23 protein-coding genes are annotated in these 24,183 nt (G+C 57.6%); 20 read left to right on the top strand and 3 right to left on the bottom strand.

Translation table 11 applies throughout. The features are described from left to right. The first annotated feature begins 158 nt into the window (after nucleotides 1-158). Nucleotides 159-659: an SRPBCC family protein gene (locus tag CF137_RS05110; protein ID WP_101319312.1), complete on the top strand. Its 501-nt coding sequence runs from the start codon at nucleotides 159-161 to the stop codon at nucleotides 657-659. A 204-nt stretch (nucleotides 660-863) separates the two neighbouring features. Here the strand turns inward: CF137_RS05110 and glk are convergent, their stop codons facing one another. Continuing rightward, nucleotides 864-1,871, bottom strand: a complete 1,008-nt coding sequence (gene glk / locus CF137_RS05105) for a glucokinase (protein WP_139718247.1) — start codon at nucleotides 1,869-1,871, stop codon at nucleotides 864-866. A gap of 312 nt (nucleotides 1,872-2,183) precedes the next feature. On the opposite strand from glk, the gene CF137_RS05100 reads away from it, so the two are divergent. The 3 genes from CF137_RS05100 to befA all read left to right on the top strand — a co-directional run bounded on the left by CF137_RS05100 (nucleotide 2,184) and on the right by befA (nucleotide 5,671). Further along, complete coding sequence (locus CF137_RS05100) at nucleotides 2,184-3,038, top strand: MurR/RpiR family transcriptional regulator (protein WP_172954099.1); 855 nt, start codon at nucleotides 2,184-2,186, stop codon at nucleotides 3,036-3,038. 163 nt (nucleotides 3,039-3,201) lie between these two features. Then, on the top strand, nucleotides 3,202-4,641 hold the full coding sequence (pyk, locus tag CF137_RS05095) for a pyruvate kinase (protein ID WP_042020263.1): 1,440 nt from the start codon (nucleotides 3,202-3,204) through the stop codon (nucleotides 4,639-4,641). 244 nt (nucleotides 4,642-4,885) lie between these two features. Further along, nucleotides 4,886-5,671, top strand: a complete 786-nt coding sequence (befA, locus tag CF137_RS05090; protein WP_101319315.1) for a beta cell expansion factor BefA — start codon at nucleotides 4,886-4,888, stop codon at nucleotides 5,669-5,671. 91 nt (nucleotides 5,672-5,762) lie between these two features. Here the strand turns inward: befA and CF137_RS05085 are convergent, their stop codons facing one another. Then, nucleotides 5,763-7,514: an amidohydrolase gene (locus CF137_RS05085; protein WP_139718246.1), complete on the bottom strand. Its 1,752-nt coding sequence runs from the start codon at nucleotides 7,512-7,514 to the stop codon at nucleotides 5,763-5,765. A gap of 66 nt (nucleotides 7,515-7,580) precedes the next feature. After that, nucleotides 7,581-8,492, bottom strand: a complete 912-nt coding sequence (locus CF137_RS05080; RefSeq protein ID WP_193556558.1) for an AraC family transcriptional regulator — start codon at nucleotides 8,490-8,492, stop codon at nucleotides 7,581-7,583. A 154-nt stretch (nucleotides 8,493-8,646) separates the two neighbouring features. On the opposite strand from CF137_RS05080, the gene fliE reads away from it, so the two are divergent. The 16 genes from fliE (at nucleotide 8,647) to flhA (ending at nucleotide 24,174) form a co-directional block, all read left to right on the top strand. Then, nucleotides 8,647-8,964 (top strand): flagellar hook-basal body complex protein FliE, encoded by a 318-nt coding sequence (gene fliE / locus CF137_RS05075; protein ID WP_033135920.1) that lies wholly within the window; start codon nucleotides 8,647-8,649, stop codon nucleotides 8,962-8,964. A gap of 46 nt (nucleotides 8,965-9,010) precedes the next feature. Next, a complete protein-coding gene (fliF, locus tag CF137_RS05070) occupies nucleotides 9,011-10,720 on the top strand; it encodes a flagellar basal-body MS-ring/collar protein FliF (protein WP_162515849.1) in 1,710 nt (569 codons plus the stop codon). Continuing rightward, on the top strand, nucleotides 10,713-11,774 hold the full coding sequence (gene fliG / locus CF137_RS05065) for a flagellar motor switch protein FliG (protein ID WP_042020268.1): 1,062 nt from the start codon (nucleotides 10,713-10,715) through the stop codon (nucleotides 11,772-11,774). Before fliF ends, fliG begins: the two co-directional genes overlap by 8 nt. Nucleotides 11,775-11,841: 67 nt before the next feature. After that, the gene (fliH, locus tag CF137_RS05060; protein ID WP_139718245.1) at nucleotides 11,842-12,663 is read left to right on the top strand and encodes a flagellar assembly protein FliH; all 822 of its coding nucleotides are present in this window, start codon (nucleotides 11,842-11,844) and stop codon (nucleotides 12,661-12,663) included. 50 nt (nucleotides 12,664-12,713) lie between these two features. Continuing rightward, nucleotides 12,714-14,045 (top strand): flagellar protein export ATPase FliI, encoded by a 1,332-nt coding sequence (gene fliI / locus CF137_RS05055; protein ID WP_042020271.1) that lies wholly within the window; start codon nucleotides 12,714-12,716, stop codon nucleotides 14,043-14,045. Between the two features lie 27 nt (nucleotides 14,046-14,072). After that, nucleotides 14,073-14,513, top strand: coding sequence for a flagellar export protein FliJ (gene fliJ, locus CF137_RS05050; protein ID WP_042020272.1), 441 nt, complete (start codon nucleotides 14,073-14,075; stop codon nucleotides 14,511-14,513). 67 nt (nucleotides 14,514-14,580) lie between these two features. Next, the gene (locus CF137_RS05045; RefSeq protein WP_139718244.1) at nucleotides 14,581-16,521 is read left to right on the top strand and encodes a flagellar hook-length control protein FliK; all 1,941 of its coding nucleotides are present in this window, start codon (nucleotides 14,581-14,583) and stop codon (nucleotides 16,519-16,521) included. Between the two features lie 57 nt (nucleotides 16,522-16,578). Continuing rightward, entirely contained in the window at nucleotides 16,579-17,094 is a 516-nt protein-coding gene (fliL, locus tag CF137_RS05040; RefSeq protein WP_139718243.1) for a flagellar basal body-associated protein FliL, read from the top strand. Nucleotides 17,095-17,102: 8 nt separating this feature from the next. Continuing rightward, nucleotides 17,103-18,173, top strand: a complete 1,071-nt coding sequence (fliM, locus tag CF137_RS05035; RefSeq protein ID WP_101324029.1) for a flagellar motor switch protein FliM — start codon at nucleotides 17,103-17,105, stop codon at nucleotides 18,171-18,173. A 49-nt stretch (nucleotides 18,174-18,222) separates the two neighbouring features. Continuing rightward, a complete protein-coding gene (fliN, locus tag CF137_RS05030) occupies nucleotides 18,223-18,615 on the top strand; it encodes a flagellar motor switch protein FliN (protein WP_042020278.1) in 393 nt (130 codons plus the stop codon). Further along, nucleotides 18,612-18,992, top strand: coding sequence for a flagellar biosynthetic protein FliO (fliO, locus tag CF137_RS05025; protein WP_042020280.1), 381 nt, complete (start codon nucleotides 18,612-18,614; stop codon nucleotides 18,990-18,992). Before fliN ends, fliO begins: the two co-directional genes overlap by 4 nt. After that, nucleotides 18,979-19,752: a flagellar type III secretion system pore protein FliP gene (gene fliP, locus CF137_RS05020; protein ID WP_042020282.1), complete on the top strand. Its 774-nt coding sequence runs from the start codon at nucleotides 18,979-18,981 to the stop codon at nucleotides 19,750-19,752. Before fliO ends, fliP begins: the two co-directional genes overlap by 14 nt. A 25-nt stretch (nucleotides 19,753-19,777) precedes the next feature. After that, nucleotides 19,778-20,047, top strand: a complete 270-nt coding sequence (gene fliQ / locus CF137_RS05015; protein WP_042020284.1) for a flagellar biosynthesis protein FliQ — start codon at nucleotides 19,778-19,780, stop codon at nucleotides 20,045-20,047. Continuing rightward, nucleotides 20,044-20,841, top strand: a complete 798-nt coding sequence (fliR, locus tag CF137_RS05010) for a flagellar biosynthetic protein FliR (RefSeq protein WP_042020286.1) — start codon at nucleotides 20,044-20,046, stop codon at nucleotides 20,839-20,841. Before fliQ ends, fliR begins: the two co-directional genes overlap by 4 nt. Beyond that, nucleotides 20,834-21,964, top strand: coding sequence for a flagellar biosynthesis protein FlhB (gene flhB / locus CF137_RS05005; protein WP_101346474.1), 1,131 nt, complete (start codon nucleotides 20,834-20,836; stop codon nucleotides 21,962-21,964). Before fliR ends, flhB begins: the two co-directional genes overlap by 8 nt. Nucleotides 21,965-22,071: 107 nt before the next feature. Then, nucleotides 22,072-24,174 carry a flagellar biosynthesis protein FlhA gene (flhA, locus tag CF137_RS05000; protein WP_101324033.1) on the top strand — a complete coding sequence of 701 codons (2,103 nt, stop codon included), beginning with the start codon at nucleotides 22,072-22,074 and terminating at the stop codon, nucleotides 24,172-24,174. Nucleotides 24,175-24,183: the final 9 nt, after the last annotated feature.

Raw genomic sequence — 24,183 nt, 5'->3', positions numbered from 1 at the left:
GACCTCCCGGGTTCAGTGATTGTTAGCTGATGTTATTGCACAGTGACACGTCAACTTGATGTAAGTGACAAGGGTGTGATTAACCACTGTCCATTATATTTGGCATGGGGCTATACTGCCGGAAGCTCTTGTATGGATGGCTTGAGGATCGCTGATTTATGGACAATAAACAGATTGAAGGCAATATTTTTGTGCCGGCACACATAGACGATGTCTGGCATGCCTGGACGACAGAAAGCGGTCTGCGCAGTTTTCTGGCTCCCGAGTGTTTGATGGTGGCCGAACCGAATGGCCCATTCGAGATCTACTTCAGGCCCGATGCCCCGCTGGGCGAACGGGGCAGTGAAGGGTGCCGGGTCATGGCGGTGATGCCTTATGATTTACTCAGCTTCAGTTGGAATTTTCCGCCCACCTTCCCCCATATTCGCTTGCAGAAAACCCATGTCTGCTTGCACTTTGTGCCTGAAGGGCAGGGGACCCGGCTGCACTTTTTGCAAACCGGCTGGGCCAATGATCCTGATTGGGATCAGGGTTTTGCCTATTTTCGGGAAGAGTGGCTGGAGATCAGTTTGCCGCGCTTGCAGTACCGTTTTACCCACGGCCCCATCGATTGGAACAATCCCCCCGATAAGTCACAATTGAAGGCGCTGGCACAGTAACTGCGGAATTGAAGATAAAAAAAACCGGCCAAAAGGCCGGTTGAAACAGTTCAGGCTTGTCAGGTGACAAACGTATCCAGCGGATGAGAGTCGCTTTCCACTCCTTGTGAAGTACAACCCTCTTGGTTACGTGCAGCTACTTTATGCCATTCACACTGAATCGAGGCTGAACCAGCGATGATCCCGCCTCGTACCACAGGTTAATCAGATAGAGATCCCCATCGACTGGCGCAGATAAGCACCAGCACCGAGCAGCCCCGGCCCTTCGTGCGTGATCAGGAATACCGGGATATCTTTGAGGTAGGATTTGAAGCGTCCCTTGTCTTCAAAGGCCACTCGAAAACCCGAGCTGATGAAAAACTCCTGAAAGCGCGGGACTATGCCGCCAGCAATATAGATGCCACCAAAGGTGCCCATGTTGAGGGCCAAGTTACCGGCGAAGCGCCCCATCAACACACAGAACAGACTCAAGGTGCGACGGCAATCCAGACATTCGCCACTCAGTGCGCGCTCGGTGATATCTTTGGGGGCGAACGGTTCAGGCTCACGGCCATCGGATTTCACCAGCCCACGATAGATGTTGACCAGACCAGGCCCGGATAGCAGTCGCTCGGCCGAGACATGGCCCAATTCGCTCCGCATCACCTGCAGCACCGCATCTTCCTCTTCGGTGTTGGCGGCGAAATCGACATGGCCACCCTCACCCGGCAGGCTCAACCACTGCTCGCCCGCCCTCACCAGATGAGCGACCCCAAGGCCGGTGCCCGCGCCATAGATGGCGATAGGTTTGCCAGAGACCGGTGCCGAGCCGCCCAGTTGGATACGATCCGTTGCTGCCAGTACCGGCACCGCCATGGAGACGGCAGTAAAGTCATTGATCACCTGCAGGCGCTCCAGCCCCAGATTACCCTGCATCTCGCTGATAGAAAATTCCCAGCTGTGGTTGGTCATGGCGACCCAGTCACCGTTGATGGGGCAGGCGATGGCGATGCAGGCTTCGCTCACCTGTGCGTGGTGTTCGTCCAGATAGAGGCGTACCACGGCTTCAAGGCTGGGATGGGCCAGACCAGAGTAAGTCTTGGCTTGCGAGATAGTACCGGTGGCCAGCTCACACAGAGCCAGGCGTGCATTGGTTCCGCCGACATCGCCGACCAGCGCGTGGGTATGCTGCATAACTACTCCTTCGTTACAGGGTTGGGACGACCGTTGCATCCCGAGATTATTGTTAGAGGGTGACTGTATATTCTATCCGAGCTTGGGCTGCGCTAACTCGCTGGATCGACACAAACGTGCGGCTGCTCACAGTGTTGTTGCTTTGCAACATTTGTAAGCGTTTTCATGGTGAGGTGACGTTTTGTAACGAAAAGTACGAAATAATTAGAGATGAGTCATACTTTGTATGGCAGGTGTTAGTTGCGATAACCGCTTGTCTTGTATAGTCCTTAGCTTGATTGGCAGCATGCTTAGTCGTAGATTCAGTGCAGAGACACTGAAGCTAAATTACAAAAACGCCTGGTGGTGATGATGAATACCCTTGATAAAATTACGAACAACTTGGAAAGTTTCAGTAAATCGGAACGCAAGGTTGCCGAGGTGATCTTGGCCTCTCCCCAGACGGCCATTCACTCCAGCATCGCCACCCTGGCCAAGATGGCCGACGTCAGTGAACCGACCGTCAACCGTTTTTGCCGTCGTCTCGATACCAAAGGCTTTCCCGATTTCAAACTCCATCTGGCCCAGAGTCTGGCCAATGGCACCCCTTATGTTAATCGTCATGTGGAAGCGGAAGATGGCCCGGATACCTACACCGCCAAGATCTTCGAATCCACCATGGCCTGTCTGGATGCGGCCAAGAACAGCCTGGATATCTCCGCCATCAACCGCTGCGTCGATATCCTGACCCAGTCCAAGAAGATCAGCTTCTTCGGTTTGGGGGCCTCTTCTGCCGTTGCCCGCGATGCCCAGAACAAATTTTTCCGCTTCAATATTCCCGTGGTGAGCTTTGAAGATATCGTCATGATGCGGATGAGCTGTATCAACGGTAGCGAAGGGGATGTGGTGGTGCTGATCTCCCACACCGGTCGCACCAAAGCGTTGGTCGAGATCGCCGCGCTGGCACGCGAGAACGATGCCACCGTGATCGGCATGACCGCCAAAGATTCCCCGCTGGCCCGTGAGTGTAATCTGGTGCTCTCCATGGATGTGCCGGAAGATACCGATGTCTATATGCCGATGGCATCCCGCATCGCCCAGCTGGCGCTGGTGGATGTGCTGGCGACCGGTTTTACCCTGCGCCGGGGGATGAAATTTCGCGAAAATCTGAAAAAAGTGAAAGAGGGATTGCGCGAATCCCGCTTCGAAACCCCGCACTCTTCCTGAATCGGCGGGGGCGTTAGCCCCCGGCTGTCACTGCCCCGCGCAGTGGTGTAGTATTGTAATTTAATAACAAAAACCACCCAGATGGTTTGCAAACGGGTGCATCGAGCCATGGGCTCGATAGGGCAGAATCTCAAGTTATATCCACTTCACATTGGAGTTTTTCATGCCTAGACGTACAAAAATTGTTACCACACTTGGTCCGGCTACCGACCGCGAAGGGATCCTTGAGGGGATCATTCTTGCCGGTGCCGACATGGTGCGGATGAACTTCTCTCATGGTACTGCGGAAGACCATATTCTGCGTGCCAACCAGGTGCGTGAGATTGCTGCCAAGCTTGGCCGCCACGTTGCCATCATGGGTGACCTGCAAGGCCCGAAAATTCGGGTATCCACCTTCAAGGATGGCAAGGTCTATCTGGCTATCGGTGACAAATTCATTCTCGATGCAGCCCTTGGTAAGGGCGAAGGGTGTCAGGAGCAGGTCGGCATTGACTACAAGAGTCTGCCCGACGATGTGATCGCCGGCGATATCCTGCTGTTGGACGATGGTCGGGTGCAGCTGAAAGTCGAGCAGGTTGAAGGTTCCCGTATTCATACCACAGTGACTGTGGCCGGGCCGCTCTCCAACAACAAGGGCATCAACAAAAAAGGCGGTGGTCTCTCCGCGCCAGCCCTGACCGAGAAAGATAAAGAAGATATCAAGACCGCTGCGTTGATGAACGTGGACTATCTGGCAGTCTCCTTCCCTCGCTGTGGCGATGACTTGCGCTATGCTCGCGAGCTGGCCCGCGAAGCCGGTTCTAACGCCAAGATTGTGGCTAAAGTGGAGCGCGCTGAAACCGTCGCTACCGATGAGGCGATGGAAGATATCATCCTCGGTTCCGATGCCGTTATGGTCGCCCGTGGTGACCTTGGGGTCGAGATCGGTGACCCCGAGCTGGTTGGCGTGCAGAAAAAGCTGATCCGTTATTCCCGTCGTCTGAACCGTGTGGTCATCACTGCGACCCAGATGATGGAGTCGATGATCAATGCTCCGCTGCCGACCCGTGCCGAAGTGATGGACGTTGCCAACGCCGTGCTGGACGGTACCGATGCGGTGATGCTCTCCGCTGAAACCGCCGCTGGTCAGTTCCCTATCGAGACAGTCACCTCCATGGCGAGCGTCTGTGTCGGTGCCGAGAAGCACCCGAGCCTGAACGTTTCCAATCACCGCATGAGCTATACCTTCACCTCGGTGGAAGAGGCGTTGGCTATGTCGACCATGTATGCCGCCAACCACCTGGAAGGGGTCAAGGCTATCGTGGCGCTGACCGAATCTGGTACCACTCCGCTGCTGATGTCCCGTATCAGCTCCGGTCTGCCGATCTTCGCCATGTCTCCCCACAACAAGACTCTGGCCTGGACCAACCTCTACCGTGGCGTCACCCCGGTGATGTTTGACGGCGACGAGACCAAGCCGGTCTACGAAGTGTGCCGCGACGCGCTGGACGTACTCAAGGCCAAAGGCCTGGTACAGAGTGGCGACATGGTGCTGCTGACCCACGGTGACAAGATGGAAACCGTGGGCAGTACCAACACCTGCAAGGTGATGATGGTCGAATAACGGCTGCTATCTACTGTGTTATCAAAGCTGCTCGCCACTGGCGGGCAGCTTTTTTTATGACTGTTACTGGGGAACTCAGCCGTCAGCATCGGGTGGTGAAGGACTCAATGATTGCTTCGATCACCGGTCCTCCTGATAATGCAGACATGAACCGGATAAAAAGCACCCCGGATGGCGGCCGCATAGCCATGTGCCGGATCGCGGGTGCGTCACAAGGTCCCTCACTCTGAACGGGAGCAAGAAGATGAAAAAGCGTAACTGGCTGCTGGCCTTATCACTGAGTCTGGCATTTTCGCCCTGCTATGCCGATTGGGCAAAACTCAAGGCTGCAGCCTCTGATCTGGGGGCCGCGGTGAGTGAAACGGGCAAAGAGGTGTGGCAGGACGTCAGCGATTTTTCCAAGAAGAGCTGGGACTCTATCTCGGCCTGGGGTGAGGATGCCTTCAATACCGCCGGGGTCTGGACCGACAAGAGTATCGCGACCGGCAAGGAGTGGCTGAAGGCCGCCGACAAGGAGCTCAACGAGATGCTCAACCCCAAGACGGCGAAAGAGGCGAGAGTCGCGCTCAATACCATGGCCGACACTGCGCTGATCCGGTTGTTCAACGAGCAGCCATCAGCCAAGTTGCTGTTTGACAAGGCTTATGGCTATGCGGTGTTCGATTCGCGCAAGTTCTCCCTGATGCTGCATACCAATCAGGGGGCCGGGGTGGCGGTCAATCGCAAAAACGGCAAGCACACCTATATGAAGATGTTTGGTGCGGGTCTGGCGGCCGGGATTGGCGGCAAGTTCTATCAGCAGGTGATCCTGTTTGAAGACAAGGCCAGATTCGATGCCTTCGTGACCCAAGGCTGGGAAGCCACCTCGGAAGTGGGTGTGGTGGCTGGCAAGGAGAGCGCCGAGCTGACCGCCAAATACAATGGCGGCATGGCGATCTACCAGATTGGCGAGAAGGGCTTGCTGCTCGATGCCAATATCTCTGGCTCCAAGTACTGGATTGACAAGGACTTGACGGAAACGAGCCGCTAATCTCGTCGTTATAGGTTGCTCACTGCACGCCATAAGCTTGCCGTAATCCCGCCAACAGGCCCGCAATGCGGGCCTGTTGGTTTTCTCGGGGTCAGCGGGCTACATAGACCTGCTTGCCCTTGAACATGGTCCAGAGCACCTTGGTCTCCTTGATCTGCTCGCTCGCCACCTGCTCCAGATTGCGATCCAGCAAGATCAGGTCAGCACTCTTGCCTGCGCTGATGGAGCCAATCTCTTTCTCCTGCCCAATCACCTTGGCGGCGTTGAGGGTATACGCCTGCAAGATAGCCTGACGGCTGATCTGTTCGCTGGCGGGGGGCAGCAAGCCAAGCTCCCCCTGGCGGGTGATCGCGGTATACATGGCGAGGAAAGGGCTGGGGCTGGAGACCGGCCAGTCACTGGCACCGGCGATAATGGCGCCGCTTTGCAGCAAGCTGCCTGCCGGATAGAGGCGGGCCAGCAGGGCCGGGGGTACTTTCCCCTCCAGCAGCATGGTGGTCGCTACGTTTTTCCCGGCCCACAGCAGTTGCATCGACGCGGCCACATTGAGCGGTTTGAAGCGGGCAATACTGGCCGGGCTCACCACCTCCAGATGGGTGATGCTGTGTAGCAGGCGGTGATCCTGATTGTGGGCCCGGGCATAGGCGATGGCATCGAGGGATTCACGGACGGCCCGATCGCCGATGGCATGAAAATGAGCGATCAGTTGATGAGCATCCGCGGTGCGGATCAGCTCGTTGAAACGCTGCTTGTCCAGATCGTCTTTGCCGCTGTAACCGGGGCGGTTGAGGTAGGGTTCGCTCAACTTGGCGGTCTGGGATGGAAACTCGATGACGCCATCTTGCAGGATCTTGATCCCCACCAGTTTGACGTCCGGTGCATCTTGAAACTGCTGCTGCAGCGCCAATACGTCATCAATGATGGCGGGCGAGGCATGGATCCCCACCAGTGCCAGCGCGGATACATGGCCGGTCAGCTTGCCTTCCCGGGATAGCATGCTGTACGCCGGCAGCAGGCCGGTGTCACGGCGATCTGGCTCGGCGTTGAAGATGGGCGCGAGGGGGCGAATGTTGCTGATAGGGTCCATCCAGGCGGTGATGCCCACCTGATTGAGCTGCTTGGCGGCGGTCATGATGGCACTGGCAATCGTCTCGTCGCTGACGGGTGGCAAGGCTTTGAGGATGGCATCCCACCCGCCTTCCGAGGCAAAGCCACTCAGCTGGCCGGATGGGGTGAGGCCAAAATTGCCTTTCAGCTGGGCATAACGGCCGGCAAGGGCCTTGGCATCAATGCCTGCCTTGCGCAGCATGGCCTGATTGGCCCAACCGGTGTGGGCATCCGAACCGGCCAGCACCACCGGGATCAGCTGGTATTGTGGGCTATTAAACACCTGATCGAGCAGGGAGAGCTGATGCCAGTAGTCGAGGGAGACATTGCTGTATAGCTGCACATCCCCCAGTGTCAGGTGGGGATCATCCTTGCTGCGGGTCAGAAATTGTTGCAGCTGCTCAACCTCATTCATGGCATCGGGAAAGTTAACCGTCATCCCCTGAAAGCCGGCAAATGCCGCGTGAACATGGCTGTCGATAAGCCCCGGCATCAGATACTTTCCTTGCAGATCAAGGCGCTTGGCGTGGCTGCCGAGGCGGGTGCTGACCTCCTGATAGCTGCCGACCGCCACGATCTTTTTACCTTCAATGCCGACCGCCTCCGGGTGAGGGTTCGCCGGATCGCCGCTGTAGATGGTGCCGCCAAAGATCAGGGTCTGGCTCTGTGACTGGGCATTGGCGGCAGCCGGAAGCGTCACCAGCAGGCTGGCGAGCAACAGCGTTTTGATATTCATGGGCATGACTCCGTCGCTTCGGCGCCCGAAGGCGCCGAAGTGGGTAAATGGAAATGGGGTATCGGCTTATCGGTTGATCAGCGGGATACAGATATCAAACACGTAATGATCCCGGTCGGGGTCCGTGCCTGCGTGGTATTGCTCGTAACACGGGCGATCGTCGCAGTTCAGCCCTTGGCCTACTACCCAGCGAAACGCCGTCTCCCAGCTGGCGACCAGTTGATCGCCGCGAGCGATAAACTGACACACCGCATAGGGGCCGGCGGCGATGGTCTGGGTGGTTAACTGGCGCCCAGCGGAGATCTTTGGCCCCAGCTCGATGCAGACGTCAGTACGGCAGCGCGTCTCATCGGTGATATCGGGGATATCCCAATAGAGACTCAGGGTGCCCGCCGGTGTCATCGCCTCGTCTGAGGCGAACAGCGCGAGCAAATCCCGATGGGCTTGTTCGCAGGTCTCCTTGCCATAGGGGCCCAGGCGACGCATGTATGCCACGCGCCGGGCGGGCATCTGCTTGACGCTTGCCCCCTGCAACAGACCCGGGTGTTCGGTGACCGGGTGCATGACCAGGCCATCATAGGTTTCAAAGGGCAGGGGATCGTTTCCAATCTTGCTTTTCCAGTTTCCCCCTTGTTGCTGGCGGTATTCCGAGGGGCTCATGGCGAAGTGCAGGCGAAAGGCCTTGGCGAAATTCTGTGAGCTGGAGAACCCGGCGGCCAGCGCGAGGGTGGTGATGTCGCTCTGGGGGGAGGCCAGTAAACGACGGGCGGCGCGCTCCATGCGCAGGCGCCGGGTAAAGCCGGCAATGGTCTCGCCGACCATCGCCTTGAAAATGCGGTGGAAGTGAAAGGTGGAGATGGCGGCCGCAGTTGCGACTTCATCCAGACTCGGGTTGTCATCCAGATGGTGGCTGATGTAGTCCATCGCCTTGAACACAGGTTTGCGATAATCCAGAGCGGACTCCTTGCCAGCCAGCAAAATTGGGCGTCAGAGTCGGATTTAATCAGAGCCACCTGCCGTTGTCGAACCCGTCCGGCCTGGTCTGGCCACTCATCCTCGCCGTACTATTAACGCATTGGCACTCTAATTGCTTATTGGCTGTCAGCGTCAATGATTTGTCTGGGGATGGAAAATGGAAATAAGTGCAAGCAGCCTGATGCAAGAGATGCAGGCGCTCAAGATCGAAGCAGGCGCAACGCCGCTGGCACAGCCCGGTCGTCCGGTCACCTCCGACTTTGGTCAGCTGCTGCAACAGGCGCTCGGCAACGTCAACGAGCTGCAAGGCGCCGCCAATGATCTGCGTACCCGTTTCGATATGGGCGACAAGTCGGTGGATCTGGCCGAGGTGATGATTGCAGGCCAAAAATCGTCCATCGCCTTTGAAGCCACAGTACAGGTGCGCAACAAGATGGTCGATGCCTACAAGACCATCATGAACATGCCGGTATAAGTGATTACTGAACATCATGAACATGTCAGCAATAAGGACATAAATCGTGGCTACTGACCAAAACGGCGATCTGCTGATGAACGATGAGGGCACTGCCGCCCTTGATGAAAATGAGCAGAAAAGTTCGGCGTTGGGCTTTCTGTCCAACACCGATGTGCTGCGGCAAATCACCCTGATCCTGGGGCTTGCCATCTGTCTGGCCATTGCCGTCTTCATCCTGTTGTGGGGCAAGGAGCCGGACATGCGTCCCCTCGGCACCTACAGCACCCAGGAGCTGGTGAAGACCCTCGACTTCCTCGATCAGCAAAAGATCCCCTATGAAGTGGATGGCAAGAGCGTACTGGTCAGCGCTGAAAGTTACCCCACTATCCAGCTGGCCCTGACCCGTGCCGGTCTCGCCAATGTCGTTGATGCCACCAATGGTGGTGAAGATATCCTGCTGAAAGATTCCAGTTTCGGCGTCAGCCAGCGGATGGAGAGCGAGCGTCTGAAGCTGAGCCGCGAGCGCCAGTTAGCGAGCGCCATCGAGCAGTTCCAGAATGTGGCCAAGGCACAAGTGCTGCTGGCTATCCCGAAAGACAACGTGTTTGCCCGCAATGAGCGCAAACCCAGTGCCACCGTGGTGCTCAACCTGAAAGGGGCGGCGCTGGGGCAGGGTGAGGTGGACTCCATCGTCGACATGGTCGCCTCTGCGGTACACGGCCTTGAGACAACTCGGGTAACCGTCACCGACCAGAATGGCCGCCTGCTCAACTCCGGCTCGCAAGACCCGGTCTCTGCCCAGACTCGCAAAGAGTTTGCCATGCAGCAGAAGCAAGAGATCGAGTACAAGCAAAAAATTGACGCCATCCTGATCCCGGTGCTGGGTGCCGACAACTATACGGCGGAAGTGGATCTCTCCCTCGACTTCTCCCAGCAAGAGCAAACCCGCAAGACTTACAACCCGGATCTGCCTGCGGTGCGCTCTGAAATGACCATGGAAGAGAACAGCGCCAATGGTAGTAGCGGCGGAGTGCCGGGGGCACTCTCCAACCAGCCGCCCGCTGCGTCCAACATTCCCGAGCAGGCGGCCACTGCTGATGGTGCCGGCGCTGCAGCCTCTGGCCGCTCACGCAAAGAGGCGACCCGCAACTTCGAACTGGATACCACCGTCAGTCACACCCGTCGCCAGATGGGTGGCATTCGCCGCATGACCGTTTCGGTGGCGGTCGATTACAAAGCGGTGCCCGGAGCGGATGGTGCTGTGACCCGTGAGGCCCGTAGCCAGGCCGAAATCGATACCCTGCGCCGTCTGCTGAGTGGTGGCCTTGGTTTTGATGTGACCCGGGGTGATACCCTTGAGGTGGTCGCCATTCCGTTTAATCGCCCCGAGCTGGAAAGTGTCGCCGACCTGCCGATCTACGAACAGCCCTGGTTCTGGCGTGCGGTACGCATAGCGGCGTCAGTGCTGGTGATTATCGTATTGATTGTCACCGTGGTTCGCCCCATGCTCAAGCGACTGCTCTATCCGGATGCCAAACCGGAAGGGGAAGTGGATTTTGACAACCACACTGTGCTGGGGGGCGATGACGAGTTGAGCCTGCTGTCCGCTCAAGTGGAGGGCGATCAGGTATTCGGTGTGCGCGATGGTCAGCTGAAGCTGCCTGATCTGCACCGCGATGAAGACTTGCTCAAGGCGGTGCGTGCGCTGGTGGCGAACGAACCGGATCTGGCCGCTCAGGTCATTAAAGAATGGGTAACCAACAAAGATGCCTGAAGAAAAGAAGACTCAAGTCATCGGTAATGACATCACCGACGGCCAGCGCCAGATCCTCGATCAGATGTCCGGCATAGAGATGGCAGCGGTACTGATGTTGAGCCTCAATGAAGAGGATGCCGCCCAAATCTTTCGCCATCTCGAGCCAAAGCAGGTGCAGCGGCTCGGTATGTCGATGGCCTCCATGTCTGACTTCAGTCACGATCGGGTAGCGGCAGTGCACCGTCAATTCATCGACGATATCCAGAAGTACACCAACATCGGTATCGGCAGCGAAGATTTCGTGCGCAAGGCGCTGGTGGCGGCCCTTGGCGAGGACAAAGCCAGTAATCTGGTGGATCAAATCATATTGGGTTCAGGCTCCCGCGGCCTCGATTCGCTCAAGTGGATGGATGCTCGTCAGGTGGCCAGTATCATCCTGAACGAACACCCGCAGATCCAGACTATCGTGCTCTCCTATCTGGAGCCGGAGCAGTCCGCCGAGATCCTGAGCCAGTTCCCGGAGCAGGTGCGGCTGGATCTGGTGATGCGGATCGCCAACCTGGAAGAGGTGCAACCGGCGGCGTTGCAAGAGCTGAACGACATCATGGAGAAACAGTTTGCCGGTGCGGCGGGTGCTCAGGCAGCCAAGATGGGTGGCCTGAAAGCAGCCGCCAATATCATGAACTATCTGGATACCAACATCGAAGGCCAGCTGATGGACTCTATCCGCGAGTCGGATGAAGAGATGAGCCAGCAAATTCAGGATCTGATGTTCGTGTTTGAAAACCTCATCGATGTGGACGACCGCGGTATCCAGACCATGCTGCGGGAAGTGCCGGGCGAGTTGCTGCAACGGGCGCTCAAGGGCTCCGACGATCAGATGCGCGAGAAGATCTTCAAGAATATGTCCAAGCGTGCGGCGGAAATGCTGGCGGACGATCTGGAGGCCATGGGGCCGATCCGGGTCTCCGAAGTGGAGGCCGCCCAGAAAGAGATCCTCTCCATCGCCCGTCGTCTTGCTGATGCTGGCGAGATCATGTTGGGTGGCGGTGGCGGTGAGGAGTTCCTCTAAACCATGGGTCATCAAGGTACGGTCGTGCAGATATGGCATCAGGCTGTGACAAGGGGTACCTCAAGCAATGAATAACAAACTGCGTGGCTACGTGCGTCCTGACGGGGAAGATGCTCCGGTAGAGGCGTGGGGCTGGCCACAGATGGAGGTCGAAGCGGCGGTCGAGACCAATGCCCTCGGTTTTGCGCCTGACTGGTATCAGCAGGAGGAGGAGGTCGTTGAGCCGGAGCCAGAACCGGAACCGCTGCCGAGTATTACTGCCCAAGAGCTGGAGGCGATCCGCCAGGCTGCCTGGGAAGAGGGGATGGCCGAAGGTCATGCCGCTGGCTTTGCCAAGGGACAAGAAGAGGGCAAGCTGGAAGGGCTGCAACAGGGGCACCAGGTTGGGCTGGAGCAGGGCAAAGAAGAGGGGCTTGCCATGGGGCGCGACCTGGTGGATCAGGAGATCGCCCACTGGCAGGGGCTGGTTTCCCGCCTTGCCACTCCGCTGAGTGAGCTGGATCAGGCGGTGGAGCAGCAGCTCATCTCGCTGGTGATGCAACTGGCACGTACACTTATTCGCCATGAAGCAGAGACCTCTCCCCGCATCTTGCTGGAAGCGCTGAAACAGGGGGTGGCGCTGCTCCCTGCCGCCGAACAGGGGGTGACCCTGATGCTCCATCCCGATGACCTCGCCCGGGTTGAGCAGGCATTCGGTGCGGAAGAGTGTGCCAAGCGTCAGTGGCGATTGCAGAGCGATCCCACCCTCTCCCCCGGTGATCTGCAGCTGGCAACGGTACTCTCCAGCATCGACTTGACCCTCACGGGACGCATCGAACAGCTGCTGCGCAACTTTTTGCGGGACAATTCGTCATCGCAAAATCCGGTCTCGCAGGACGCTCGTCCATAACGAAGGCCGGGCTCTTGTCCGGCTGAATCTTTTATCTCTCAGGAGGCCAGATGAGCGGCTCGTTACTCACCAGATTGCAAGGGTATCGGGTGCGCGGTATTGCCCCCAAGCCCCCCGTAGCCGGTAAATTAACCCGGGTAGTGGGTCTGACGCTGGAAGCCATCGGCTGTAGTGCGGCGATCGGTGCCCTTTGCCGCATTGATACTCAAGATGGCGAGCTGGAGGCCGAAGTGGTGGGCTTCTCCGGTGATCGGCTGTTTTTGATGCCGAGCGAACAGCTCAAGGGGGTTATTCCTGGCGCCCGGGTGGTGCCGATGACCGAGGAGCATGGCATTCCGGTTGGCATGAATTTGCTGGGCCGGGTCATCGACGGTATCGGGCAGCCGCTGGATGGTCTCGGCCCCATTCTCTCTTCTCAAACGGTGCAGTTTGCCCAGCACCGCATCAACCCGCTCTCCCGCCGCCCGATCCATCAACCGATGGACGTAGGGGTGCGCGCCATCAACGCCGTGTTGACGGTGGGGCAGGGCCAGCGGATGGGGCTGTTTGCCGGTTCCGGTGTCGGTAAATCGGTGCTGCTTGGCATGATGACCCGTGGCTCGGTGGCGGACGTGGTGGTGGTGGGTCTTATTGGTGAGCGGGGCCGGGAAGTGAAAGAGTTTATCGAAGACATTCTGGGGGAGGAGGGGCGTGCCCGCTCCGTGGTGGTGGCGGCGCCAGCCGATGCCTCGCCGCTGATGCGGCTCAAGGGGTGTGAAACCGCTCTGGCGATCGCCGAGTATTTTCGTGATCAGGGGCTCAACGTGCTGCTGTTGATGGATTCGCTGACCCGTTACGCCCAGGCTCAGCGTGAAATCGCACTGGCGGTGGGTGAGCCGCCAGCAACCAAGGGCTACCCGCCATCGGTGTTTGCCAAATTACCGGCGCTGGTGGAGCGGGCGGGTAACGGCAGTGATGGCCAGGGCTCCATCACCGCTTTTTTCACCGTACTGACCGAGGGGGATGACCTGCAAGATCCCATCGCCGATGCGGCGCGGGCGATCCTTGATGGCCACATAGTGTTGTCGCGCGAGCTGGCCGATGCGGGCCACTATCCAGCCATCGATATCGAAAAATCCATTAGTCGGGTCATGCCCATGGTGACCTCGCCGGAACATATGGATTTGGCGCGTACCCTCAAGCAGTTCTACTCCCTCTATCAGCAGAACCGGGACCTCATCACCATCGGCGCTTACAGCCAGGGATCCGATCCCCGCATCGACCGCGCCATCATTCAAAAACCCTATCTGGATCAGTTCTTGCAACAGGGAATGCGCGAGGTCATTCACTATGATGATGGCCTGCAAGCCTTGCAGATGGTGGCCATGCCACTGATGCGTTGATAACGGCGTTGATGGAGGAGGTCGGCCATGAGTAAAGGGTTGCTATTGTTGGCTGATCGGCTGGTGGAGGCGGAGCAGCAGTGTGCGCTGGCGCTGGTGAAGGCGCAGCAGGATCTCAAGCTGTTCATGGATCAGCAAAACGCCCTTAACCAATATCGTCAGATCTATCACCAGCAGTGGACCGATCGCGGTCTGCAAGGGATCACCGCCCAGCAAAACACTCAGTATCACGCTTTTATCAGCAAGCTTGAGCAAGCGGCTACCCAGCAGTACGAAGGGGTGCTGCAGGTGCGTCAGGCGCTGGAGTTGCGCCGTGAAGAGTGGCTGGCGGCCCAACAGCGGCGTAAGGCTGTCGAGTTGTTGTTGAAGAAGCAGGCGGGCCGCGAGCAGCAGAAAGCCCAGCGTCAGGAGCAGAAAATGCTGGATGAATACGCCATGCTGCGCCGCTTTCATCAAGCTGGCCTGTAACTTGCTTTGATCTGGACATAGTCGGGGGCCATCGCTTTGGGGGCCGCCAGAATTCAGGGATCCCATCATGATGCAGACACTGTTGACACAAGCTCCCCCAACTGTGGCTAACGGTTTGGATAAAGCGCCTTTGAGCGGTTCCGTCGAGAGCAAAAGCATCGATGGGGGAACCAGCAGCGACAGCAAGGGTGATTTCGCTACCCTGATTGCCAAGGCCCAGAACAGCGAACAGGGCGCCGCCGAGGCCACTCAGGGCGGTAACAATGTCCGATCAGCCAAATCTTTGGCGACCGAGAGCACCTCTCCCAAAGAAGAGACCAGCAAGGAGCAGGATCCTGACGCCGACAACAAGGTGGAGGAGGTCCCAGCCACCGACTTTCTGCTGCGTCTGCAAGACTCCCTCAAGCTCGATACCTCGCTAGTGACGCCCCAGCTGGCGATGGCGCCCCAACAGAGCGCCACTGCGGTAGACGGCAATCCGTTGCCGCAACAGGGTGAGCAGGACGAGATTGCGCTTGATGAAAGCGAGCTGGCCCCTGCCGCAGCAAGGATTGCCCGCCAGCTAGCCAGTCAGGCCGAGGCGCAATCGCCGCTGACAACGACCGGAAAATCGACTCTTGATACCACGGTATCGCCCTCTGCGGCGCGAGGGGTGGCGCAGGGCGATGCCTCTTCCGCCACCCTCCCCTCTGAGGGGGAAGATGCCGCAACCACCCCGGATGGGCAGTCCGGGGAGAAAGTCTCTGCCAAGGGAGAAACCCTCGGGGCAGATGGCAAGCACACCAAGCCTCTCACGGTGGCAGAGCGGATGGCCCAGCTGGCCAAGGTGTTGCCGGTCGATGAGTCGACAAGCACCACCAAACCCGGTGAGTCACTCGCAGCGAAAGAAGCTGGCGACAGAAAATCCGACCCCGCAGCCAGCAGCACAGTGACCGGTAAGGGGCAGGCGGCGCAAGCCGCGACTCAGGGAGCAGCCCTCAAGGCATTCAGCGAGGGGCTCAAGCAGCCTGAGGCGGGTGCTGTTACCGCAGAGGGCAGTGGTGCAGCTGGCAAGGGGACAGAGAAGAGTGCTGCCGAGGGTAGCCCGCAACCAGCCACTGCCGCATCAGCCAATCAAGGGGCGGCGCAAGTGAAGACGGCGCAAAGTGCTGCAGAAAGTGCCGCAGCAAGTGCCGCAGCCCAGAGCAGCGTGACGCCCAATGTTACGGCCCAAATCGATAGCGCCGCCGCGCCGGTGATGGTAGCGCCGCAGCAGGTGTTGGCACAGGCCGAATCCCAGGGGCCGCAAGCGCCGCTGTCGAGCATTTCAGCTGGCATCAAGCAGATGGAAGTGACGGGCACCGACGAGGTACGCAAAGCGGTGCAGTTGGAGGTAAAACCGAAGGCCGCTGAGGTGGACAAGAGCCTCCTTGCCACGGCATCGAGCAGCGAAAGCAGCCAGAGCCAAACGGTACAACATAGTCAGCACACCCAGAGCCAGGCTCAGGTGGCCGACAGCCGGGCTCCCGCTGCAGAGGGCACATTACGCCGTGAGCCAGCACAATTACCTCATCTGAAGCTGGCCGGTCAGGAGGCACCCGCCGAGTTGCACCAGAAGGTCAACGTGATGCTGGCTGAAAAACTGCAGCAGGCGGAGATCCAGCTCGATCCCCTTGGCCTTGGCAAGATGAAAATCCAGATCCAGATCGGTGCCGACAGCCAGGCCAACGTGCATTTCGTGGTACAACATGGGCAGACTCGCGAGATGTTGGAGCAGTCGATGCCCCGACTGCGGGAGATGCTGGCAGGACAGGGGATCCAGCTTGGCCAGACCCAGGTTCAGCAACAGTCACAACAGCAGCAACAGCAACAACAGGGCCAGCCAACCTTTACCGGACAGGGTCAGCAGGGGCAGGGTAGTGGTCAGTCGAGTTCAGGTAACAGGCAAGATGAGGGAAATATCACAACGTCGACCCTGAGTGTGCTGGTGGGATCGGAAAACAGCAGTGCAATTGATTTCTATGCTTGATGCAATCCCGAGTAAGTTTATGATATCGAACAAGTTTGAGACTAGGGTGGACAAGGGATGGCAGACGATACCGAATTGACGCTAAAAGACCCGGCTGCGGGTAAAAAAAAGAAGCTGATCATTATCATTGCTCTGGCGGTCATTTTGCTGGGCGGTGGTGGCGCGGGTGCCTTCCTGATGCTCTCCGGCTCCGAGAAACCACCCGCAGAAGCAGCCGAAGGAGAAGGGGCCAAGCCCAAGGTAGAAGCACCTCAACCCTCCCTCTATGTGGGGATGCCACGCCCCTTCGTATTCAACGTGGCGGGTGCCCAACGGGATCGGCTGGTGCAGATTAAGATCCAGCTGATGGTGCGCGGCACGGCCGACGAGACCCTGGCCAAACAGAATATTCCCCTTATTGAAGGTACTTTGCTGCGGGTATTCAGCGCGGCCAGTGCCGAGCAGCTGATGACCTTTGAAGGCAAGGAGAAGCTGCGTAAGGATTCACTGGAAGAGTGCCGTCGGGTGCTCAAGGACCTGGTCTCTTCCCCCGTTATCGAACAAGTGCTGTTTACCGGCTTTGTGATGCAGTAGGTGGAAGCGTGAGCGATCTGTTAAGTCAGGACGAAATTGATGCCCTCTTGCACGGTGTCGATGATGTCGAAGAGGAGGAGATAGGCTCGGCGGGGGATCCCGGCGTTGCCCAGTTTGACTTCTCCTCCCAGGACCGCATCGTCCGTGGTCGCATGCCGACGCTGGAGCTGGTGAACGAACGTTTCGCCCGCCACATGCGGATCAGCCTGTTCAACATGATGCGTCGTACCGCCGAGGTCTCTATCAACGGGGTGCAGATGCTCAAGTTTGGCGAGTACGTCCACACCCTGTTCGTGCCGACCAGTCTCAACATGGTGCGTTTTCGTCCGCTCAAGGGCACGGCACTGATCACCATGGAGGCGCGGCTGGTCTTTATCCTGGTGGAAAACTTCTTCGGCGGCGATGGTCGTTATCACGCCAAGATCGAAGGGCGCGAATTTACCCCGACCGAGCGGCGCATTATCCAGATGCTGCTCAAACTGGTGTTCGAAGATTACAAGGATGCCTGGGCACCGGTGATGGATGTGGGCTTTGAGTACCTCGATTCTGAAGTGAATCCGGCGATGGCCAACATCGTCAGCCCAACCGAGGTGATTGTGGTGAGTTCGTTCCATATCGAGCTCGATGGTGGTGGCGGTGACTTTCACGTGGCCATGCCTTACTCGATGCTGGAACCGATCCGCGAACTGCTGGATGCCGGTGTGCAGAGTGACAAGGGCGACACTGACGTGCGCTGGAGCAAGGCGCTGCGCGACGAGATCATGGACGTCAAGGTCGAGCTGCGGGCCAAGTTGCTGGAAACCGAGCTGACCCTGCGTGAACTGATGGAGCTGCGACCTGGCGATATCATCCCGGTCGATATGCCGGAAAATCTGCTGGTCTATGTGGAAGACTTGCCGACCTTCCACGCCAAGATGGGGCGTACCAAGGACAATGTGGCGCTCAAGATAACCGATAAACTCAAGCGCCCGGAAGGGGTAAAGACCGAGATGCATCTGGTGACCCGGGGCGGTGTACGTATTGATGGCGAGGCCGAGCTGGAAGAGCTCGAGCGCAGTATCGAAGATCAACAGCGATAATCGACGGTTTATTGCGATAAACGGTCACGAAGTAGCATAAGGAAACAAGATGAGCGGAACTGAGGAAGAGGATTTGATGGCTGATGCCTGGGCTGCGGCACTGGAGGAGCAGGTCATTGCAGAAGCCAAACCGGCCCCGCTGGAAGAGCTGAAAGATGATGCTCCCATCAGTGCTGAGGAGCGGCGCAAGCTCGACACTATTCTCGATATCCCGGTGACCATCGCGATGGAGGTGGGCCGTAGCCAGATCAGTATTCGCAACCTGCTGCAGCTGAACCAGGGCTCGGTGGTGGAGCTGGATCGCGTCGCGGGTGAGCCGCTGGACGTGCTGGTAAACGGCACTCTGATCGCCCACGGCGAGGTGGTGGTGGTGAATGACAAGTTTGGTATCCGTCTGACCGACGTTATCAGCCAGATTGAAAGGATCAAAAAGCTCAAATGATGCGCCTCCTGTTGTTACTGCTGCCTGTACCGGCTTTTGCCGAGACAGGGGCATCAGCCAACGCGCCCAGTTTGAGCTCCTGGCTGCTCTCCAGCTTGATGGTGATTGGCCTCATTTTGGTGCTGGGTTTTCTGCTCAAAAAGAGCAAGCTGGCGACCGCCATGGGAGGCGGGCAGATGAGAGTCATCGCCTCGTTGCCGGTGGGGTACAAAGAGAAGCTGTTGGTGGTCAAGGTGGGTGAACAGCAACTGCTGGTCGGGGTGACGCCACAACAGGTCAACTTCCTCTGTCGGCTGGAGGAGCCGCTGGACGAGAGCCAGCCACAGGCGTTTTCCCAGCAGCTTGGCAAATTGATGGGTAAGCATGAAAAAAGCTAACGGCTTATTGCTGAAAATGGGGCTGCTGGTCAGCCTGCTGATACCACTATTTTGCTCTTGGCCCGCGCTGGCACAAGACGCCATGTCGGCGGTGACCGTCAAGACCATGGGGGATGGCTCCCAGGAGTACAGCCTGACCCTGCAAGTGCTGGCGCTGATGACCGCGCTCTCCTTCTTGCCAGCCATGGTGATCATGATGACCTCGTTTACCCGCATCATAGTGGTGCTGGGTATCTTGCGTCAGGCGATCGGTTTGCAACAGAGCCCCTCCAACCAGGTACTGATCGGCATTGCGCTGTTTATGTCGTTCTTCATCATGTCGCCGGTGCTGGACCGGATTAATGATGAGGCGCTGCAACCCTATCTGGCCGAAACCATTCAAGCCAAGGAGGCGCTGGAGCGTGCCACATTGCCTATCCATCAGTTCATGCTGGCCCAGACCCGGATCAAGGATCTCAATACCTTTATGGAGATCGCCAACGTGCAGGTGGAGAAGCCTGCCGAGGTGCCACTGCGAGTGCTGATCCCGGCGTTTGTGACCAGCGAGCTGAAAACTGCTTTCCAGATAGGCTTTATGCTGTTTTTGCCATTTCTGGTCATCGATCTGGTGGTGGCCAGTATCCTGATGGCGATGGGGATGATGATGCTCTCGCCGATGATCGTCTCGCTGCCCTTCAAACTGATGCTGTTTGTGATGGTGGATGGCTGGAACCTCATTTTGGGGTCACTGGCCAACAGTTTCGGACTGGGTGCCGGTTAGCCGGTGTGGAGCAAGGAGCTCGAATATGAGTCCTGAAACCTTTGTCGACGTTTTTCGCGAGGCTCTCTGGCTGGTGACCATCATGGTATGTGCCGTGATCCTGCCCAGTCTTGCCATCGGGCTGGTGGTCGCCATCTTCCAGGCGGCCACCTCCATCAACGAACAGACCCTGAGTTTTCTGCCACGTCTTATCGTGACCCTGTTTGCGCTGGGAGCGGGCGCTCACTGGGGCTTACAGAGTCTGATGGACTTCTTCGTGTTGATGGTGAACCAAATCCCCGAGGTGGTGGGATGACCTATACAACCGCTCTGATCATGGAGTGGTTGTCTTCCATTCTCTGGCCGCTGGCACGAGTAAGTAGTCTGCTGATGGTGATGGCGGTATTTGGCAGCCGCCTCGCCCCTGCGCGAGTACGGATGGGGCTGGCCCTTGCCATCACTTTTCTGATTGCCCCCCTGTTGCCGAAAATGCCCCCCATCGAACTCTTCTCTGCTGGCAGCTTTCTGGTCTTGGGCCAGCAGTTGCTGATCGGTATTGCCCTCGGCCTGATGACCCAGTTTCTGATGGAGAGCTTCGTGATGGCCGGTCAGGTCATTGCCATGCAGACCAGTCTGGGATTCGCCACTCTGGTGGACCCGATGAATGGCCAGTCGGCCCCCGTGGTGGGTCAGTTCTATCTGATGTTGGCAACCCTGGTGTTTCTGGCGCTGGATGGTCATCTGATCATGCTGCGGCTGGTGATCCTCAGTTTTGAGACGTTGCCAGTATCGGACAGCGGGCTGTCTCTGCCAGCGATCCGCACCCTGATCGGCTTTCTCGGGGTGATGTATCAGGCATCGCTGGTGATGTCGCTCTCCGCCATCGTTGCGCTGCTGCTGATCAACTTTGCTTTTGGCGTCATGACCCGGGCCGCGCCGCAACTCAACATCTTCAGTATCGGTTTTGCGGTCAGCATGATGTCCGGTCTATTGATCCTCTGGCTCACCATTGGTGGTTTCCTCGGCCATTTCGACATGATGTGGGAGCGGGTACAAGAGGTCAGCTGCGAGCTGATCAACACCCAATGCTTTGGCGGTGCCCATGGCTGATACCGATCAGGAACGTACCGAACAACCCACGGGCAAACGACTGCAACAGGCCCGTGATAAAGGGCAGATTGCACGTTCAAAGGAGCTGGGTACCGCCAGCGTCCTGCTGTCAGCAGTATTCGGCCTGCTGATGCTCAAGGGCTCGCTGGCGACCGCAATGATCAAAGTCGTCACCATGGGCTTTACCCTGGATCGGGAGCAGGCGTTTGATCCCAACGCCATGATCGCCATGGTGCCCGCGCTTCTGGCGGAATTGATCCTTCCGCTGGGGCTGCTGTTCGCCCTGGTGGCCGTTGCCGCCTTTATTGGTAACACCCTGATGGGAGGGATGAATTTTTCGACGGAAGCTATGCTGCCAAAATGGAGCAAACTGAGCCCGCTCAGTGGCTTGAAACGGATGTTCGGGGTGCAGTCGCTGATTGAGCTGGTCAAGTCCATCGCCAAGGTGGTGTTTATTACCCTGTTTGCCTGGTGGATGCTCTCCAGCCAGTTCAATCACCTGCTTAACCTCTCCATGGAGGGATTCCCCGGCGGCATCATAGACGCCCTTGAGCTGTTTCTCTGGATGTTGATCATCCTCTGTTGTGCCCTGCTGCCGATTGTTGCCATCGATGTGCCGTTCCAGCAATGGAACCACATGCGTCAGCTCAAGATGACCAAGCAGGAGGTGAAGGACGAGTTCAAGGACAGCGAAGGCAAGCCTGAGGTGAAGGGCAAGATCCGCCAGTTGCAGATGCAGATGGCGATGCGCCGGATGATGGGGGATGTGCCCAAGGCCGATGTGGTGATCACCAACCCGACCCACTACTCGGTGGCGCTCAAGTATGATGCAGGCAAACCCGGAGCCGCACCCAAGGTAGTGGCCAAGGGCACTGATGAAATCGCAATGAAGATCAGGGAGATAGCCAGGGAATACGAGATCCCGATTATGCCCTCACCTGAGTTGACCCGGGCTATTTATCATTCCACCGAGATTGGCCATGAGATCCCGGAAGGGCTGTTTGCGGCGGTTGCCCAAGTGCTTGCCTATGTCTTCCAACTGAAAAAATTCCGTCGTGGTCAGGGACGCCGTCCTCAGACGCTGGCCAAAGACCTCCCCATCCCGACTGAATACCGAAAATGACAAACTTCTGACGCAATAATAATAAAATCATTTAATTTCAATGCCTTGGTGTTTTGGCTTGATGCTTGCATTAATCTGACACCAGCACGTTGAAATTGAGAAAGACGATGGAATTCAAGGCATCTTTGGGCCGATTGAAAGAGTACAGAGGGTTACTGACCACCGGGTTCGGTACTCCGTTACTGGTACTGGCCGCCTTGGGTATGGTGGTGTTGCCCATTCCACCTTTGATGCTGGATGTGCTCTTTTCGTTCAACATTGCGCTCTCCATTGTGGTGTTGCTGGTTGCCGTTTACACCCGCCGTCCCCTTGAATTTGCCGCCTTTCCCACCGTGTTACTGCTCGCCACCCTGCTTCGGTTGGCGCTTAACGTTGCGTCAACTCGGGTGGTATTGCTGGAAGGTCATAATGGCACCGCAGCGGCGGGCCATGTGATCGAGGCGTTCGGTAAGGTGGTGATCGGTGGCAACTATGCGGTCGGTATCATCGTCTTTACCATCCTGATCATCATCAACTTTGTGGTCATTACCAAGGGTGCTGGGCGGATCGCGGAGGTGAGCGCCCGGTTCACCCTGGATGCGATGCCGGGCAAGCAGATGGCCATCGATGCCGACTTGAACGCCGGCCTCATCAATCAGGAAGAAGCCAGGAAGCGTCGGCAAGAGGTCACGCAGGAGGCCGACTTCTACGGCTCGATGGATGGTGCCTCCAAGTTTGTCAAAGGGGATGTCATCGCGGGCATCATGATCCTCTTTATCAACATCATCGGTGGCTTCATTATCGGGATGATGCAGCACCAGCTGACCTTCGCGGAATCGGCAGAGATTTACACCTTGCTGGCCATCGGTGATGGCCTGGTGGCGCAGATCCCCTCGCTGTTGCTCTCTATCGCCGCCGCCATCATAGTGACCCGGCAAAATACCGATCAGGATATGGGCACAGCGGTACTGGGTCAGTTGTTTGACAATCCCAAGGCGCTGATTATCTCTGCCGGCATTCTGCTGATGATGGGTCTGGTGCCGGGTATGCCTCACTTGGCATTTTTGGGGTTGGGGGCGGTATCTGCAGCAGGCGCCTGGTGGTTGTTGCGCCGCGAGAAGCTGGCAGCGGCCAAAGTCGCCAAGGGTGAGCTGATGCCTGCTACCAACGAACAGCCCCATGAGCAGAAAGAGCTGAGCTGGGACGATGTGATGCCGGTCGATATCATTGGCCTTGAAGTGGGTTATCAGCTGATCCCGCTGGTGGATCGCAACCAGGGTGGGGAATTGCTCAACCGGATCAAAGGGGTGCGCAAGAAGCTCTCGCAAGAGTTGGGCTTTCTGGTGCCGGCCGTGCATATTCGCGACAACCTGGATCTGGCGCCTAACCAGTACCGCATCACCTTGATGGGGGTCAGCACCGGCGAGGCCAATGTCTACCATGACAAAGAGATGGCTATCAATCCGGGTCAGGTGTTTGGTCAGCTGCAGGGGATTGCCACCAAGGATCCCGCCTTTGGACTGGAAGCGGTCTGGGTTGCCAAAGATCAGGTGTCCCAGGCACAGACACTGGGTTATACAGTAGTGGATACTGCCACTGTAGTGGCAACCCATATGAGCCAGATCCTCACCAACCATGCAGCCTTGTTGCTGGGTCATGATGAGGTACAACAGCTGCTCGACATGATTGGCAAACACCAGAGCAAGCTGGTGGAAGGGTTGGTGCCGGAAGTGATCAGTATGGGTAACCTTGTGAAGGTATTGCAGAATTTGCTCAATGAAGGCGTGCCAATCCGCGATATGCGCACTATCCTGCAGACCCTGGTTGAATACGCGCCGCGCAGCCCGGATCCGGAAGTGCTCACAGCTGCCTGCCGGATTGCCCTGCGCCGCCTGATTGTGCAGGAGATTGCCGGCCCGGATCCCGAGTTGCCGGTGATTACTTTGGCGCCGGAATTGGAACGTATATTGCATCAATCCCTGCAGGCAGGTGGCGGTGATGGTGCCGGTATTGAACCTGGCCTAGCCGAGCGGATGCAGCGATCACTGGTGGAAGCCACGCAACGACAAGAACTGGAAGGCCAGCCAGCCGTGCTTCTGACATCGGGGATCTTGCGTAATACCTTGGCGAAATTTGTCAAGAATGCCATTCCTGGATTGCGCGTTCTGTCTTATCAGGAAGTGCCCGACGACAAGCAGATTCGCATCGTCAGCGCAGTAGGGCAGAACTAGTTAGCGGAG

This window comes from Aeromonas sobria (assembly GCF_006243315.1).
GTDB lineage: Bacteria > Pseudomonadota > Gammaproteobacteria > Enterobacterales > Aeromonadaceae > Aeromonas > Aeromonas sobria_A.
The sequence above is the reverse complement of the archived record's forward strand: the minus strand, read 5'-3'. Positions and strand labels throughout refer to the sequence as shown.

Bases quoted from the DNA above. Each gene is read 5' to 3' on its own strand.
- CF137_RS05110 (WP_101319312.1), top strand. From the start codon at position 159: ATGGACAATAAACAGATTGAAGGCAATATTTTTGTGCCGGCACACATA.
- fliI (WP_042020271.1), top strand. From the start codon at position 12,714: ATGAGCGGCTCGTTACTCACCAGATTGCAAGGGTATCGGGTGCGCGGT.
- fliR (WP_042020286.1), top strand. From the start codon at position 20,044: ATGACCTATACAACCGCTCTGATCATGGAGTGGTTGTCTTCCATTCTC.
- pyk (WP_042020263.1), top strand. From the start codon at position 3,202: ATGCCTAGACGTACAAAAATTGTTACCACACTTGGTCCGGCTACCGAC.
- CF137_RS05045 (WP_139718244.1), top strand. From the start codon at position 14,581: ATGATGCAGACACTGTTGACACAAGCTCCCCCAACTGTGGCTAACGGT.
- fliE (WP_033135920.1), top strand. From the start codon at position 8,647: ATGGAAATAAGTGCAAGCAGCCTGATGCAAGAGATGCAGGCGCTCAAG.
- fliP (WP_042020282.1), top strand. From the start codon at position 18,979: ATGAAAAAAGCTAACGGCTTATTGCTGAAAATGGGGCTGCTGGTCAGC.
- CF137_RS05085 (WP_139718246.1), bottom strand. From the start codon at position 7,514: ATGAATATCAAAACGCTGTTGCTCGCCAGCCTGCTGGTGACGCTTCCG.
- fliG (WP_042020268.1), top strand. From the start codon at position 10,713: ATGCCTGAAGAAAAGAAGACTCAAGTCATCGGTAATGACATCACCGAC.
- fliH (WP_139718245.1), top strand. From the start codon at position 11,842: ATGAATAACAAACTGCGTGGCTACGTGCGTCCTGACGGGGAAGATGCT.
- fliJ (WP_042020272.1), top strand. From the start codon at position 14,073: ATGAGTAAAGGGTTGCTATTGTTGGCTGATCGGCTGGTGGAGGCGGAG.
- flhB (WP_101346474.1), top strand. From the start codon at position 20,834: ATGGCTGATACCGATCAGGAACGTACCGAACAACCCACGGGCAAACGA.
- glk (WP_139718247.1), bottom strand. From the start codon at position 1,871: ATGCAACGGTCGTCCCAACCCTGTAACGAAGGAGTAGTTATGCAGCAT.
- fliO (WP_042020280.1), top strand. From the start codon at position 18,612: ATGATGCGCCTCCTGTTGTTACTGCTGCCTGTACCGGCTTTTGCCGAG.
- fliL (WP_139718243.1), top strand. From the start codon at position 16,579: ATGGCAGACGATACCGAATTGACGCTAAAAGACCCGGCTGCGGGTAAA.
- flhA (WP_101324033.1), top strand. From the start codon at position 22,072: ATGGAATTCAAGGCATCTTTGGGCCGATTGAAAGAGTACAGAGGGTTA.
- befA (WP_101319315.1), top strand. From the start codon at position 4,886: ATGAAAAAGCGTAACTGGCTGCTGGCCTTATCACTGAGTCTGGCATTT.
- fliN (WP_042020278.1), top strand. From the start codon at position 18,223: ATGAGCGGAACTGAGGAAGAGGATTTGATGGCTGATGCCTGGGCTGCG.
- CF137_RS05100 (WP_172954099.1), top strand. From the start codon at position 2,184: ATGAATACCCTTGATAAAATTACGAACAACTTGGAAAGTTTCAGTAAA.
- fliQ (WP_042020284.1), top strand. From the start codon at position 19,778: ATGAGTCCTGAAACCTTTGTCGACGTTTTTCGCGAGGCTCTCTGGCTG.